Below are 15,531 nucleotides of genomic sequence, written 5' to 3' on the forward strand. Positions count from 1 at the left end.
CAGTTGTACCGCCAGGTGCATGGCTGATTGGCTACGTTCGGGATAGATAACCGCTGAAAGCATCTAAGCGGGAAGCTTGCTTCAAGATGAATTCTCCTGACACCCTTGTGGTGTGAGAGGTTCCCAGCAGATGACTGGGTTGATAGGCCGGGTGTGTAAGCACGGACTGACGACGTGTTGAGCTGACCGGTACTAATAGACCAAAGACTTACAAACACCCCCAACCAACCACAAACCACTCCCCGCCCGCCGGGGGTTGGTGGAGGATCACGGGTCTGGGGTGTGAGATCGTAAGCCAGACACAACACCACACCCTGACACAACACCACCCCAACCGGGAGTGGCCTGTCAGGGTGATCACGAGCAAGCACTCACGGCACACACAAAAAACACGACACCCAACGTGTTCTAGCCAGCACAACCATGCCAACGTCCACTATGGGATTACCCCAACAAACACCGCCGTGTGTGAAACACACAGGCCCACACAATCGAAGACAAGGTTTCCCACCCCCACCCCCTGGGGGTTGGTGAGAAGAGTTACGGTGGTTATAGCGTAGGGGAAACGCCCGGTCCCATTCCGAACCCGGAAGCTAAGACCTACAGCGCCGATGGTACTGCACACGGGAGTGTGTGGGAGAGTAGGACACCGCCGGACAACCATTACACGGTCGGGGACGAACAGACCACCCTGGTGACAACGACGCCACCACCGCCCAGGCTCTGTTCGTCCCCGACCACTATTTAACCCACCAAACACCTGATCGAGGTGTTCAGGTACGCAGGTACGTATTCAGCGCTAAAAAAGTGCCAGTGCTTCGGACTGTGCTATTTTATGTGTACCTGTTGTAGTCTCTTCCAATCATTGTTTGTCACTGACCGCTACCCGGGCGCAATGAGCTAGTGTCCAGTCGTTTCTATCCGACTTCATGCTACGGCGATCACTTCCGCGCGTTTCTTGGTAATGCAACGCGTTCCCTGAGTGCTCTTGACGTGTTGTTGCTGTGGGCATCAGCACCTCAACTGTCGGCCCAGAGGGCGTGGCCCTGGTAACATTAAATATATCGGTAGAGCGTTTAGATAACGATTTACTGATAAAGTTGAATGTCCAAGTTGCACATCGGAACGTTTCCGTGGTGACTTTCCTCAGGCGGAAACGTTGAGGGGCGGGAACATGAAACTCGAGGAGGACCGGCTCATCGAAGCCTATCGGCGGATGAGTCGAATTCGGCAGTTTGAAGAAGTAACAAAAGATTTATTACTTGATGGTCAGCTTTATGGAGCGTTTCACACTTCGTCGGGGCAAGAGGCCTCTATTGTCGGGTCGTGTTTAGCTCTTGAAGAGACCGATTATATGGTTGGTACACACCGGTCACACGGGCACCCTATCGGCAAAGGCGCCGATATCAAGGGGCTGATGGCTGAATTATTCGGCCGCGTGGACGGTGTTAACGAAGGTAAGGGCGGGTCGATGCACCTGTCTGATTTCTCCGTTGGGTCGCTCGGGGAGACCTCGATCGTTGGGTCCGGACTGCCTGTCGCTACCGGCGCCGGGTTGGGCACGAAATTGCAGGGGAAAGACCAGGTCACCTTATGTTTCTTTGGTGATGGTGCTTCCAATGAAGGTGCATTTCATGAGGCTCTCAACATCGCCTCGATCTGGGATCTGCCCGTCGTGTACGTCTGTGAGAATAACGGTTATGGTGAGTTTACCTCCTGGGGAAAGGTAGTGGCATCGGAATCAATCGCTGCCCGCTCCGTGGCTTACGATATGCCGGGCGTTGTTGTTGACGGACAAGAGTTCATGGTTGTGTATGAGGCGGTCAAGACAGCGGTTGATCGGGCACGGTCCGGTGAAGGACCCTCGCTGGTGGAGACTCGCACCTACCGTTTCGAGAACCATGCGATTGGGTTGCCCGTTGAGGAATATCGGGACGAGGAAGAGATCGACGAGTGGCGAGAGAACCGTGATCCCCTGGTCCTGTTCCGTGATAAGGCTGAGGAATTCGGTCTGAATATTGCTGATTTAGACAGCATTGATGAAGCGATTATCGATGAAGTCAATGAAGCGGTTGAATTTGCCAAAGCCTCGCCGGAGCCATCGGCGGATGAGGCGTTCACCCACCTATTCACCGAACCCGTCGAGATTAGACACTAGCTGTGTGAGAAGAGGATACAGGCAATGCGTACTTTGACATATCTCGACGCTATCGTCGAAGCACAACGTGACGAGATGGCCCGTGATGAGAACGTGTTCCTCATGGGCTTGGACGTGTCTTGGAACATTACCGGAACAACGGGGAACAAGAATGGCAAACTCTCAGAGCAGTTCGGGTTAGAACGTGTTCGGGACGCTCCCATTTCAGAGAATGGCTATGTTGGCACTGGAGCGGGCGCTGCGATGGTTGGGATGCGACCCATCGTCGAAATTGAAATTGCACCGTTCATCTACGTTGCCATGGACCAACTGGTGTCCATTATTTCGAAATCCACATATATCTACGGTGGTCAAGCATCGCTACCCATAACAATCCGGATGCCCATGATTTATAACGTGGGCAACGCAGCCCAGCACTCGGATCGTCCGATTTCTACCCTTGCAACCATTCCCGGGCTGAAGATTATTGCGCCGTCCACGCCCAGAGACATGTACGGGCTGTTGCGTCAAGCAATCCAAACCGACGATCCGGTGGTGGTCCTGGAAGATTTCACCCGTACCGGTGTACGTGGCGAAGTTCCGGATGCCGACGAGGAATTCACGATTCCCTTGGGCCGGGCCGATATCAAACGGGAAGGCTCAGACGTCACCATCGTGACGGTTGCCGGGGCACTGGGTGCTGCCGAGGCTGCAGCAAATCAACTAGCCGATGAAGGAATTGACGCCGAGATCTTGGACCCGCGATCGATTTTGCCTCTGGACCTGGAAGCGATTCTGACCTCTGTCGCCAAGACAGGAAAGCTTGTTGTGGCCGACCCATGTCATGACTTTTCCTCGATTGCTTCACAGATCTCGGCCGAAGTTGTCCAAGAAGGTTTCTGGGACCTGGAAGCACCGATCCAGCGAGTGACCACTCCGCACACTCACATTCCATACGCGCAGTCGATGGAAAAACCGCTATATCCGAACGCCGACCGCATCGTTGCGGCCGTACACCAAACCATGGAATGAGAGGGGCCGTTGTGACGACTGAAATCAAGCTCCCACAGTGGGGCATGTCAATGGGTGAAGGTACCGTCACGCAGTGGTATGTCAGTGTTGGCGACGAAGTAGAAGCTGGCCAACCTCTCGTTGAAATAGAAGCTGCCAAAGTCACCGACGATGTCAGCTCTCCAACAGCGGGAACCGTTCAGGAAATTTTGGTTGACGTAGACGACACCGTTGAGGTTAACACTGTGCTGTGCGTCGTGGGTGATGGTGCGGTGCAGCAACAGGCAGCGCCTCAGGACGGGGATGAGTCACCGTCTGAGACCACTTCGACATCACCGACAGAATCTGAGCAGCGCAGCAGCGAGAACACCTCGCATGATGCGGGTGCACCGCGAGGGATTGAAGAAGCTCGCAAGAAATCCGGTCGCATCACCGGGGTGGTTCCTTTGGCCCGCAAACTGGCCAAAGAACACGACATCGACCTTGCTCAGATCGACGGCAGCGGAACCTCAGGCCGGATTGTGACCCAAGACGTCCGAGACGTTATCGAAGGTCGCGACGCTGCACCTGCCGATGACCAAGCCCAGGAGCAACCAAGTACGGCCGAAGCCGGTGGCGTCTCACCAGAAGGCGAAACGCGGGAGAAAATCCCACGGTTACGTAAAGTCATTGCCGATCGGATGCACGCCAGCCTGTCCGACACCGCACAATATACGCTGACGACCACAGCGGATATCACGGACTTTGAAACCTTCCGGGGTGATGTCGGTGGCGGAGTGACGAAACCGTCCTACATGGACGCCGTTCTGCGGGCGGTAGCGGCCGCTCTCGGGCACCATCCGTTGTTGAATTCCCGACTGGAAGACGACTCCATCGTCGATCCGGGCGTGATCAACCTAGGTTTTGCGGTGGCACTCGAGGACGGGCTCGTTGTTCCGGTGATCCACAACGCCGAACGCCTCGGGCTGGCCGAGATGGCAGAGACCACGCGGGAACTGGCCACACGTGCGCGTGACCAGGACCTGGGCGCTGATGACTTTGATGGAGGAACTTTTTCCATCACTGCACTTGGTGGGCAAGGAATTGATTTCTTCACCCCCATCATTAACCCGCCACAGTCAGCGATTTTGGGAATTGGTCGGGTTCGTGAAGTGCCGACACGGTTTGGGTCAGGCTTCGTGTGGCGCCACGAGTTGCCCTTGAGTTTGACGGTGGATCACCGGTTGAACGATGGGTATCCTGCGGCGTTGTTCCTTGCCGAGGTGGTTGACCTTCTGGGGCAACCGAACAAGCTACTGTAGCGAGTCTCCACGCTGACATTTCACGGTCGTTGGGTTGGTACTTTGGTACGGCGACAGCGACCGTGAAATGTGTGCTTTAACGTCTGCTGTGCACGCTGTTGAAGAAGCGCGAGTGGCGAGCACAGTGATTTCAGTTCCTGAGGATGTTTCTCAACCGATCAGTGGCTCAGCCGGCCTCGTCTGACCGAACAACACGAGGGGCTTTCTAGTAGACTAACTCCGACGTGTAGCAAGGTATTTTCGATCGTTAGAACGGCTCGTTAGTGACAGAACATTCAGAACAGCAGTCCTCCCCACGACGTGACCACGGAGGCCAGCGCCCGCACCGTCACAACAACCACGGTGGTCGGTCACACCCAAACCGTGGGCGTGGGCATCACGGGCAGCGATCTGTTCGGGGACCGCGCAAGGACCGCCCACGGGAGCCACAGATTGACGGAGATGTCACCGGACGGGAACTGGACGGGGCTGTCACCCGCGAACTAGCGGCTTTAGAAGAGCACAACCGCGTCAAGGTCGCCAAGCACTTGGTGATGGCCGCCCGGTACTTAGAAGCAGACCCCGAGCTCGCCTTTGACCACGCACGCGCCGCCTCCAGCCGTGGCGGTCGCATCGGGGTGGTCAGGGAAGCAGTCGGGATCACCGCCTACGAAGCAGAGAAATATCAGGATGCGCTACGCGAGTTCCGGACGTATCGACGTATTTCGGGAGACGATACCCATATTCCGGAGATCGTGGACTGTGAGCGTGCCCTGGGGCGTGGCGAAAAAGCGTTGCAAACCGCCGCGGAAGTCAACCGAGAAAAACTAACCAAACGTGTCCGGGTCGAACTTGCTATCGTGGTCTCCGGGATCTTGCAGGACCTCGGTCGCGCTCAGGAAGCCGTTGCAGCGCTCCAGATTCCGGAACTAGATCGGCACAAGGCCTTTAGCTATAGTCCGCGACTATTTACGGCTTACGCGGACGCATTAGCGAACGCAAAACAAGAGCGCGAAGCGCGTCTGTGGCGCCAACGCACCGCTCGAGCGGAATCAGCACTCGGGTTCTCGGTGACTGACGACGATCCAGCGATCATCGACCTCGGTGAAGATTTTGAGCCAGCGCCAGATAAAAGTCCCCGCACCCAGAAAAAACACTCGGGACAAGGAAACCTACGCCGATGAAACTTCGTGACGGACACGATGGGCTCCTCTGTGATCTCGACGGGGTGGTCTATGCCGGGGACCAGTTGATTGCCGGAGCAGAGATCCTCAATGACCTCATCGACCACGGTGTGGCCGTGGGCTTCGTCACCAATAACGCCTCGAAATCTACCGAGGCCGTGGCAGCGAAACTCCAGAAGCTCGGCATCCACGCCGCGCCAGCTCACGTGTACTCCTCAGCTCAAGACGGTGTTGAAATACTGCGCGCAGAACAACAGCCCGGAGCAACGGTCCTCGTCGTCGGTTCGGACAGTCTGCGACAGGCGGTAGCACAGGCCGGATTTCAGGTGGTGGACCACGCGAGCCAGCTGCCTGAGGCGGTGATTCAAGGTTTCGACCCCGGAATCGGGTGGAAGAATCTCGCCGAAGCGAGCTTCGCAATCCACCGGGGCGCCTTCTGGGTGGCTACCAATTTGGACCTGACGATCCCTCAAGAACAAGGCATCGCTCCCGGCAACGGATCGCTGATTGGAGCGGTCACCCAGGCCGTGGGCAGAGGCCCCGATGTGGTGGCTGGCAAGCCGGAACCGCAATTATTCCAGCTGGCCGCCCAAGCTCAGGGAATGAACCGCCCGCTGATGGTCGGTGACCGGCTCGATACCGATATTAAAGGTGCACATGCGGCGGGATTTACTGCGGCCCTGGTGACCACCGGAATCCACCAGCCAGCCGACGTAGCCGGTCGTGACAGAACAGAACAACCTGACGTGATCATTGATCATTTGGGACAATTGGTCGAGGGCGCCCATGAATGACGACGTTGAACTCACGGATGCCAGGTTACTCGAGATTCTCCAAACTCTCGACGGGATCCAGGACCAAGACATCGCCACCGAGCGTCAGCGATACGAGCAGGTGCTGAATCAGCTCCAGGATCATCTCAACGACCCGAATGCGGCAGGGCCCACGCTGTGACCTCGACACCTGTGCAACGGTTGGACCACTATTTGGTTAGTGCCGGGCTGGCACCCACCCGAAGCCAGGCGGCAGGCCTGATTCAGCAGGGGGTGATCACCGTCAACGGCCAGGTGGTACATAAACCCGGGAAAAAAGTTGCCTCCGGCGATACGGTGGAATCCCAGGCCGACCAGCAGCAGTGGGCATCTCGGGCCGGGCATAAACTGGCCGGTGCTTTGGACATTTTCCGCGAAATAGACGTCAAGGGCGCTACCTGCCTGGATGCCGGAGCTTCCACGGGAGGATTTACCGACGTGTTATTGCACCATGGAGCTGGACACGTGCACGCGGTGGACGTGGGCCATGACCAGCTGGTGCCACGGCTGCGAGTTGACCCCCGGGTGAGCGTGTATGAAGGCCTGAACATTCGCGCGCTGAGCCTCGAAACGCTCGGGGAGCCCGTGGAGGTGGTGGTTTCCGACCTATCATTCATCTCACTGACCTTGGTGCTGGAACCGCTGGCCGGAGTGTGTGCCGACGGCGCCGATGTGATGCTGATGGTCAAACCACAATTCGAGGTCGGCAAGAAAGCACTCCCCAAATCCGGAGTGGTGACCGACCCCCAGGCCCGATTGCAAGCGGTGACTCGCGTGGTGCATACCGCTGTCCGGCATGGGCTCGACCCGGTCGGGCTCAGCGCATCCACTTTGCCAGGACAGGATGGCAACCGGGAATTCTTCTGTCACGCCGTGAAAAGGCCCTCCGCCGTCTCGGCCGACGCGCTTGCCGACTGGATACGACGCCAAAACGTAGACTGGGGAGAGTAACGGTTGACTGACCGGGTCAGTGCCGATGTTTTCTCCACAGAGTGCTGGCCGAAAAGTACACGCCGATCCCGTGAGACGGTACAGTGATCTGAAGCGAGACGCGCGAGCTTGGAGGTATTGGAATGGCGCCACGCAGGATTCTGATCCTGACCCACACCGGTCGTGAAGATGCCATTCAATCCGGACTCGATGTTGCTGACGAACTGTTAACGTACGGGCTACAACCGGTCATGATGCGTGATGATGCCGAAGCGATCAATCAGGCCATTATCACCGGGGCCGTGCCCCGTCGCACCATGGTGGCCGACGTTCTCGAAGATGCCGGTCAGCTTGGTGATATTGATCTGTGCGTGGTGCTGGGCGGAGACGGTTCGGTGTTGCGCGCTGCTGAGCTGGTGCGCGGTACCGAACTGCCGTTGCTGGCGGTCAACCTCGGCCACATCGGCTTCTTGGCCGAATCTGAACGCACCGATATTCCCTCCACCGTGGCTGCGGTGGCTGAAGAGGCTTACGACGTTGAAGAGCGCATGACCATCGATGTCAGAGTTTTAGTTGACGATCAGCTGGTGGCCCGAACGTGGGCATTGAATGAAGCCTCGGTCGAAAAATCCAACCGCGAACGCACTCTCGAGGTCGTCATCGGGGTCGATGATCGCCCGATCTCCACCTTCGGATGTGACGGGGTCGTGATGGCTACCCCGACCGGTTCGACTGCCTATGCTTTCTCAGCCGGAGGACCGGTCGTCTGGCCCGAAGTCGAAACGATGCTGATGGTGCCACTGTCTGCCCACGCGCTCTTTGCCCGGCCCCTGGTCGTTTCGCCGCGCTCGGTCATGTCCGTGGACGTGTTGCAACGCACCAATGAGGCCGGGGTGCTGTGGTGCGATGGCCGTCGAACCGTGGATCTACCCCAGGCAGCTCGGGTGGAAGTCACCCGCTCGGATCAGCCAGTGCGCCTGGCACGGCTGTCGCACACGCCCTTCTCCGAACGACTGGTCCGCAAGTTCAAGCTTCCCACCAAGGGATGGCGTGGGTCGATCTCAGAAGCCGATCGGGCAGAAATAGCCGCCCGATCCCTGGCGCGTCGTCAGTCCGCAGCCTCCACCGGCTCATCCGGGGTTGAAGTCGTGGAGCCACACCACTTGGCACCCAAAGTCGAAGTCACCGAGCCGCGCACCACCGAGTTGCCGGTGGTGACGAAAGCTGATGAGAAGAATCCGCTGGTGACCAGGGCGCAATTACGAGCAGACCGGACGTCAAACCGGTCCGAGGACTAAAGGGGAGGCCAGTACCGTGATAGAGCACCTAGGCATTTCGTCGCTGGGCGTGATCGAATCCGGGGGTCTCGACCTCGGGCCGGGTTTCACTGCCCTGACCGGTGAAACCGGGGCCGGGAAAACGATGATTGTCACCGCGTTGAACCTGTTGCTCGGAGGCCGGGCTGATGCGTCGCTGATTCGTCGCGGAGACCGCAAGGCCGCGGTGGAAGCCGAATTCATTCTGCCCGAGAATCACCCCGTGGCCGGGCTGGTTGAAGAAGCTGGTGGCTCCGTAGACCCGTTGGAGGACAACGTCCAGGTGTTGGTCTCCCGGACAGTGACCGAATCCTCCGGATCCACTCGCTCCCGGGCCACCGCCGGTGGCCGGAGTGTGCCGGTGAGCTTGTTGGCAGCCGTGGGCGAACACTGCATCGCCATTCATGGGCAGTCCGAACAATTGCGCTTGCGTTCTGCGACCGCTCAACGCCAAGCTCTGGATTCCTTTGCTGGAGCCGAGCTGAAAGACACGCTGGAGACTTATCGGAAGAATTTCTCTCGCTGGAACGCAGTTCGAGACGAACTCCAGGCGCTACGCGCCCAAGCCCAAGACAGGGCACTAGAGGCCGAGAACCTGCAACGCTCACTGGAGGAGATCGACGAGGCCGAGATCACCGAGGCAGAAGACCAAGAGTTGGCTTCCACCATTGCGCGACTGGAAAATATTGAAGACCTCAGGTCCGCAGCAACTACCGCCCGTGGCGGGCTGGCCGGTGAAGACGACACCGATCTGAATGCGCCCAGCGCAGAAGCGTTAGTGGAGGCTGCTCGACAGTCCTTGGCGAGTTCACCGGGAGATGATCCGGTGCTTCAGCAACTCGCACAACGGCTGAGCGAAGTGGGGATCCAGCTTGCCGATATTTCTACCGAATTGGCCAGCTATCTGGCCGGGCTCGATGATGAAGGCCCGCACGCGTTGAACCAGGCCCAAGAGCGTCGAGCTGAACTGGACCGGCTGAAACGTCTCTACGGTCCCGAGTTGACAGACGTGCTGGCCTGGGCCCAGACCCATCGGTCCCGACTCGATGAGCTACAGGGCGATACCGGTCGCGTTGAAGAGCTTGAGACGGAAGAACAACAGCTCCACCAGGCCGTCACGAAGGGAGCAGAACAGCTCCGCTCCCTGCGCCAGGGTGCCGGTGAGATGCTATCGGAGAAAGTTACGGATGAACTGCACGGGTTGTTGATGCCCACCGCCGAACTGACGGTCCGGGTCAGCCCGTTAGAGACCTTCGGGCCCTCTGGAGCAGATGATGTAGCCATTCTGCTACGGCCCCACCCCGGCTCCGACCCGGTGCCACTGGGCAAAGGTGCTTCCGGAGGCGAGCTCTCCCGCGTCATGCTGGCACTCGAGCTGGTACTGGCCGATACCGACCCGGTCCCGACCTTCGTTTTTGACGAGATTGATGCCGGGGTCGGGGGAGAGGCCGCCGTACAGATTGGACAACGTCTGGCCGCCCTGGCTCGTCGGGTTCAAGTCATTGTGGTGACCCACCTGCCACAGGTGGCAGCTTGGGCAGATCACCACCTGAAAGTCACGAAGAATCCCGACACCGCGGCCGGGGTGACGACCTCGGATGTACAGGAACTGACCCGTCGGGAACGAGTTGAAGAACTGGCCCGCATGCTTGCCGGGCATGCTGACTCCTCCTCGGCGCAGGAACACGCCCGCGAGCTACTAGACCAGTCGCAACTTTGCGACTAACTCACTCAGTGAACCCCGGGCGCTCCGTCAGGCCCCGGTGCTAGAGAGGATTCGAGAAATCGTGAAGAACCGTGACGAAGATCAGCGCGCCAACCAGACCCAGGACTGTGTGGATCGGCGCTACCGGGCGCCGGTGAGGCACCGGGAAACTACTTTCCACGGGGTGGTCTGGGATATCCGACGCGATACTTTCGAGCTGGACGCCGGCGGCAAACGCCAGGAACTGACCCGAGAATATATGGCCCATCCCGGGGCAGTGGCCGTCCTGGCACTCAACGACCGGGATCAGGTGGCGATGGTGCGCCAATACCGTCACCCGGTGTCCACGTTCTGCTGGGAAATCCCGGCCGGGCTCTTGGACGTCTGCGGCGAATCGCTGGTAGCCGCAGCCCAACGGGAACTGGCCGAAGAGGCTGGCCTGGAAGCCAAAGACTGGCAGATTCTGGTGGATCATTTCTCCACCTCCGGGGCCTCGACCGAAGGGACCCGAATCTTTCTGGCGCGCGAAGTGGCCCAGATTCCCGAAGAGAACCGGGCGGAGCTACACGCCGAAGAGGTGGGGATGCAACTGCACTGGGTGGACCGTGACCGGGTCATTCAGGCAGTACTGGCCGGCGAGATTCACAATGCCAACACCATCATGGCGGTGATGAGTTACACCGTGGGTTCAACCCAGCCATCCTGGCCGGTGCGCGAGCTGGATGATAAGTGGTTGGGTCGTAGCGGTGCTTGATCCGCGCGAGTACCCGGCAGGTTTAAGCACCCCAGCCCAGCGGTACCTCGATGCGGTGAGTATTGAACGGGGCCTATCGGAGAACACTCTGAAAGCATACGAACATGACTTGACTCGCTACGTGAACTATCTGGTCTCCCAGGGGCTGAACGACATCAGCCAGGTCACCACCCATCACGTCACCGGGTTCTTACAAACCATCCGCACCGGGGCCGATGGCGAGACCGCAGTGGTGGCCCGTTCGGCCGCGCGGATGCTCGCCGCCGTGCGCGGGGCACACGAATTCTGGGCGGTCGAAGGGTTGGTGGACCACGATCCGGCTCGGGAGGTTTCGCCACCCAGCCTGGAACAGAGCCTGCCGAAAGCTCTGAGCATCGACGAGGTTGCCCGTCTGTTGGAAGCACCCTCACCGGATACCCCGGCTGGGCTACGGGACCGGGCGCTGCTGGAATTTCTCTACGCGACCGGAGCCCGGATTTCTGAAGCGGTGGCCCTGGATGTTGACGATATTGTCCAGGCTCTGGATGGCACCTCCCAACCGGTGGTGCGACTGTTCGGCAAAGGATCCAAAGAACGCATCGTGCCGCTGGGATCCTACGCCTACCGGGCATTAGACGCTTGGTTGCGTCGGGGACGCCCGGGCATCGTCTCCCGGGGGAGGGGCACAGCAGCACTGTTTGTCAATCTGCGCGGTTCCCGGCTCTCTCGCCAATCTGGGTGGACCATTCTGAAAAAAGCCGCCCAACGGGCCCAGCTCACCGACGAGGTGTCGCCACACACGTTGCGACACTCGTTTGCGACCCACTTATTATCTGGGGGAGCTGATGTGCGGGTGGTCCAGGAGCTGTTGGGACACGCTTCGGTGACCACCACACAGGTATATACGTTGGTCACCGCTGAGAGTTTGCGCGAGGTATATGCGACCGCGCACCCGCGGGCGATGAGGTCCTAAAGTGTATACCTTCAGGTTGCACTTTAACCTCAAGGCTCGCCGAGAAAGAGAGTGAACAACGGCTAAACTGCGACTTTCCCATTAGGGTAGTATCAGAAGAATTTTCGAGGGTCACTAACCCCGGGGAGATCATACACCAGAAGTTTTGCAGGAGCTGTCTAGACCGTGAACGACCAACAGCAACCGTTACCCGTCATGATGGTCACCGGAGAACCGGTGATGGGGCCCACCGGACGCCCTAAACACGACTTCCCCAACCCCCCGGCACTCGAAACCCACGGCCCGGCACGTATCATTGCGATGGTCAACCAAAAAGGTGGGGTCGGCAAAACTACCTCGTCGATCAACCTTGGAGCAGCGTTGGCTGAATACGGGCGAAAGGTGCTGATGGTCGACTTTGACCCGCAAGGTGCGCTTTCGGCAGGCTTCGGGACCAATCCCCACGAGATGGATCTGACCGTGTACAACGTGATGATGGAGCGAGACATCACTGCTCGCGATGCCATCATCCCCACCCGACACGAGAATATTGACCTCTTGCCGGCCAATATTGACTTGTCGGCTGCTGAAGTGCAACTGGTCAACGAGGTGGCTCGTGAACAAGTGCTCGAACGGGCACTGCGCCAGGTACGCGATGACTACGATGTGATCATCATTGACTGTCAGCCCTCGCTCGGATTGCTGACCGTCAACGCGCTGGCCGCCTCCCACGGTGTCATCATCCCGTTGACCGCAGAATTCTTCGCACTGCGCGCGGTGGCTCTGCTGGTAGAAACGATTGAGAAGGTTCAAGACCGCATCAACCCCGACCTCGAAATCGACGGTGTGTTGGCCACCATGTTCGATGCGCGTACTCTGCATTCCAAAGAAGTAGTCGGTCGACTCGTTGAAGCCTTTGACGATAAGGTTTTCGAAACCGTCATCTCCCGGACGATTAAATTTGCCGACGCCACGGTGGCAGCAGAACCGATCACCACTTTCGCCCACAACCACCCGGGTGCTCAGGCCTATCGGCAACTGGCCCGGGAGCTGATCTGTCGTGGTGGTGCACCGTGAGCCTCGCCGAACTCTCCGGCGATGCCCTCACCACTACAGCGCACCCCGAAGACTCCGAGGAGACCGACCACGGCGGTTTTCAGCTTCACCTGAAAAATTTTGAGGGACCCTTTGATCTGTTGTTGTCACTGATCGCCCGCAAACGCCTGGAGGTGACCGAAGTCGCCCTGGCGGAGGTCACCGACGAGTTCCTGGCCTATGTGCGCACCATTGAGTCCACGGTTGATGCACTGGATGAAACCAGCTCGTTCATGGTGGTGGCAGCGACCCTGTTAGATCTCAAAACCGCCCGGCTATTGCCGGCTGGGATCTCGGATCCAGACGAAGAACTGGCGCTACTGGAAGAACGAGATCTGTTGTTTGCCCGTCTGTTGCAGTACAAGGCCTTCAAACAGGCTGCTGCGCTGATGACCCAGCGCATGGCCGAAAATGCCAGCGCGGTGCCACGACGGCCCGGTCCTGAACCGGCCCACACCCACTTTCTCCCACCACTGGTGCTCAACACTACCGTCGAAGAATTCGCGCAACTGGCGCAGCAAGTCTTTTCCCGAACTCCCGTCGAGGATGGCCCTGACCAGGTTGGTACCGATCACTTGCACTCACCGGTGGTCTCCGTCTGGGAACAAGTCAGTATCCTCTCCTCCCGGTTAGCCCAGGCTGGACGGATGAGTTTTACCGAGCTGGTCGCCGATGCCGACAACACCATGACCGTGGTGGCACGGTTCCTGGGTCTCTTGGAGCTCTACCGGGACCGGCTGATCTTCTTGGAACAAGACCATCCGCTAGATGACATCCAGGTGCAATGGCACCCCGAACGTGATGCCCGGCTCCGCCCCGAGCCGTCTGTCACGGAGGGGGAGCATGACTGAGTCTCTGGCCGAGCTACGGGCCAGCCTCGAAGCGGTGCTGATGGTCATCGAAGAGCCGGTGACTATCGATCAGCTGGTCCAAGCCACCGAAGCCACCCCAACGGAGGTACTCCAGGCCCTCGAACGGTTACGCGCCGACTACGACGGTGAAGCTACCGGACCCCGGCGGGGGTTCGAACTGCGCGATGTCGCTGGAGGCTGGCGGATCTACTCTCGTGGTGAGTATGAGCAGACTGTGGAACGATTCATGGTCAGAGGTGCCACCGCTAAACTGTCACCTGCTGCCTTTGAGGCCCTGGCAGTGATAGCCTATTTGCAACCGACTACGCGTTCACGAGTTGCCCAAATTCGGGGCGTGAACTCCGACTCGGTGATTCGGAGCCTGCAAACCCGAGGCTTGATCCAAGATTCGGGTCAAGACCCGCTCACCCAGGCTGTGTTGTACACAACCACCGGATATTTCTTAGAATTACTAGGTCTCGATTCTGTCGCAGACCTGCCGAAACTTTCTCCCTTACTTCCTGGGTTGGCTGATCTTACCGATCTGGACATTCCCAACGACACCGAAGGATAACTCTGTATGGCAACCCGCAAGCCGCGAGGCTCCGGACATTCCTCGTCCCGTCGTACCCCGAAAGCAGGGCAGAAAGGCGGGCCCTTCTCCGGAGCAGACTACGACCGCACCCTTGGCCCGGTGAAATCCGTCCAAAAGTCCCAGCGCTCCGCGTCGGCTTCCGCCCGACGCGGTTCAGCGCGCGCTCAGCACACCCCGGATGGACAACGCCTGCAGAAAGTCATGGCCGCGGCCGGTGTAGCCTCCCGCCGCGTCTGTGAGGACCTGATCACCGAAGGCCGGGTGGAAGTCAACGGCGTGCTCGTCACCGAGCTGGGCACCCGCGTGGATCCGACAACCGCCGAGATCGTCGTCGACGGAATCCGCGTCCACACCAACCCCGAAACCGTCTATTATGCGTTCAATAAACCCCGTGGCGTGATTTCTACCATGCACGATCCCGAGGGTCGACGCTGTGTGGCCGACTACGTCGAAACCACCGATCAGCGCCTGTTCCACATTGGCCGGCTAGATAATGAGACCGAAGGCCTGTTGCTACTGACCAACGATGGAGAACTAGCCAACCGGATGTCGCATCCCTCCTACGAGATTGCCAAAACCTACCTGGTACAGGTTCGCGGGCCGTTGGCTAAAGGGGTGGGCGCCCAACTGCGCGCCGGCGTTGAGGTCGAAGAGGACGGCATCGTCTCGGTGGACTCCTTCCGGGTGGTGGATTCGACTCCCGGACATGTGCTGTGTGAAATCACCTTGCACTCGGGGCAAAACCGAATTGTGCGCCGGATGATGAAAGCCGTCGGCTATCCCGTGGAACGCTTGGTCCGGGTCGCGCACGGCCCCATTGTGCTTGGTGACCAGCGTCAAGGCACCCTCCGGGTACTTAACCAGCAAGAAATCGGTCACCTGATGGCCGAGGTGGGACTGTGAGCCAGCCACGTTTTTCCCGCACTCAGC

The 15,531-nt window shown here is 58.9% G+C and carries 15 protein-coding genes and 2 rRNA genes; all 17 read left to right on the forward strand.

Translation table 11 applies throughout. The features are described 5' to 3' along the window. Positions 1–216: ribosomal RNA gene (locus DCC24_RS07390) — 23S ribosomal RNA — on the forward strand; the annotation flags it as partial. A gap of 325 nt (positions 217–541) precedes the next feature. Beyond that, positions 542–658: ribosomal RNA gene (gene rrf / locus DCC24_RS07395) — 5S ribosomal RNA — on the forward strand. Positions 659–1,174: 516 nt separating this feature from the next. Next, positions 1,175–2,158, forward strand: coding sequence for a thiamine pyrophosphate-dependent dehydrogenase E1 component subunit alpha (locus DCC24_RS07400; RefSeq protein ID WP_110099292.1), 984 nt, complete (start codon positions 1,175–1,177; stop codon positions 2,156–2,158). A 24-nt stretch (positions 2,159–2,182) separates the two neighbouring features. Then, a complete protein-coding gene (locus DCC24_RS07405; RefSeq protein ID WP_110099293.1) occupies positions 2,183–3,169 on the forward strand; it encodes an alpha-ketoacid dehydrogenase subunit beta in 987 nt (328 codons plus the stop codon). A gap of 11 nt (positions 3,170–3,180) precedes the next feature. Further along, entirely contained in the window at positions 3,181–4,449 is a 1,269-nt protein-coding gene (locus DCC24_RS07410; protein WP_158524630.1) for a dihydrolipoamide acetyltransferase family protein, read from the forward strand. 263 nt (positions 4,450–4,712) lie between these two features. Then, positions 4,713–5,612 carry a hypothetical protein gene (locus tag DCC24_RS07415; protein ID WP_110099295.1) on the forward strand — a complete coding sequence of 300 codons (900 nt, stop codon included), beginning with the start codon at positions 4,713–4,715 and terminating at the stop codon, positions 5,610–5,612. Then, the gene (locus DCC24_RS07420) at positions 5,609–6,406 is read left to right on the forward strand and encodes an HAD-IIA family hydrolase (protein ID WP_110099296.1); all 798 of its coding nucleotides are present in this window, start codon (positions 5,609–5,611) and stop codon (positions 6,404–6,406) included. Before DCC24_RS07415 ends, DCC24_RS07420 begins: the two co-directional genes overlap by 4 nt. Beyond that, positions 6,399–6,566: a hypothetical protein gene (locus tag DCC24_RS12070; RefSeq protein ID WP_158524631.1), complete on the forward strand. Its 168-nt coding sequence runs from the start codon at positions 6,399–6,401 to the stop codon at positions 6,564–6,566. Before DCC24_RS07420 ends, DCC24_RS12070 begins: the two co-directional genes overlap by 8 nt. Next, a complete protein-coding gene (locus DCC24_RS07425) occupies positions 6,563–7,375 on the forward strand; it encodes a TlyA family RNA methyltransferase (protein ID WP_233492023.1) in 813 nt (270 codons plus the stop codon). Before DCC24_RS12070 ends, DCC24_RS07425 begins: the two co-directional genes overlap by 4 nt. A 122-nt stretch (positions 7,376–7,497) precedes the next feature. Continuing rightward, positions 7,498–8,652 (forward strand): NAD kinase, encoded by a 1,155-nt coding sequence (locus DCC24_RS07430; protein ID WP_110099297.1) that lies wholly within the window; start codon positions 7,498–7,500, stop codon positions 8,650–8,652. Positions 8,653–8,668: 16 nt separating this feature from the next. After that, positions 8,669–10,396: a DNA repair protein RecN gene (gene recN, locus DCC24_RS07435; protein WP_110099298.1), complete on the forward strand. Its 1,728-nt coding sequence runs from the start codon at positions 8,669–8,671 to the stop codon at positions 10,394–10,396. Between the two features lie 61 nt (positions 10,397–10,457). Beyond that, the gene (locus tag DCC24_RS07440) at positions 10,458–11,129 is read left to right on the forward strand and encodes an NUDIX hydrolase (RefSeq protein WP_110099299.1); all 672 of its coding nucleotides are present in this window, start codon (positions 10,458–10,460) and stop codon (positions 11,127–11,129) included. Next, a complete protein-coding gene (xerD, locus tag DCC24_RS07445; RefSeq protein WP_110099300.1) occupies positions 11,098–12,081 on the forward strand; it encodes a site-specific tyrosine recombinase XerD in 984 nt (327 codons plus the stop codon). Before DCC24_RS07440 ends, xerD begins: the two co-directional genes overlap by 32 nt. A gap of 195 nt (positions 12,082–12,276) precedes the next feature. After that, on the forward strand, positions 12,277–13,137 hold the full coding sequence (locus DCC24_RS07450) for a ParA family protein (protein ID WP_110099358.1): 861 nt from the start codon (positions 12,277–12,279) through the stop codon (positions 13,135–13,137). Continuing rightward, positions 13,134–14,006, forward strand: a complete 873-nt coding sequence (locus tag DCC24_RS07455) for a ScpA family protein (protein WP_158524632.1) — start codon at positions 13,134–13,136, stop codon at positions 14,004–14,006. The genes DCC24_RS07450 and DCC24_RS07455 overlap by 4 nt, the downstream gene beginning before the upstream one ends. Then, the gene (gene scpB / locus DCC24_RS07460) at positions 13,999–14,580 is read left to right on the forward strand and encodes an SMC-Scp complex subunit ScpB (protein WP_233242809.1); all 582 of its coding nucleotides are present in this window, start codon (positions 13,999–14,001) and stop codon (positions 14,578–14,580) included. The genes DCC24_RS07455 and scpB overlap by 8 nt, the downstream gene beginning before the upstream one ends. Positions 14,581–14,586: 6 nt before the next feature. Continuing rightward, on the forward strand, positions 14,587–15,504 hold the full coding sequence (locus DCC24_RS07465) for a pseudouridine synthase (RefSeq protein WP_110099302.1): 918 nt from the start codon (positions 14,587–14,589) through the stop codon (positions 15,502–15,504). Positions 15,505–15,531: the final 27 nt, after the last annotated feature.

The sequence above is a fragment of the Auritidibacter sp. NML100628 genome, from assembly GCF_003185985.1.
Taxonomy (GTDB): Bacteria; Actinomycetota; Actinomycetes; order Actinomycetales; family Micrococcaceae; genus Auritidibacter; species Auritidibacter ignavus.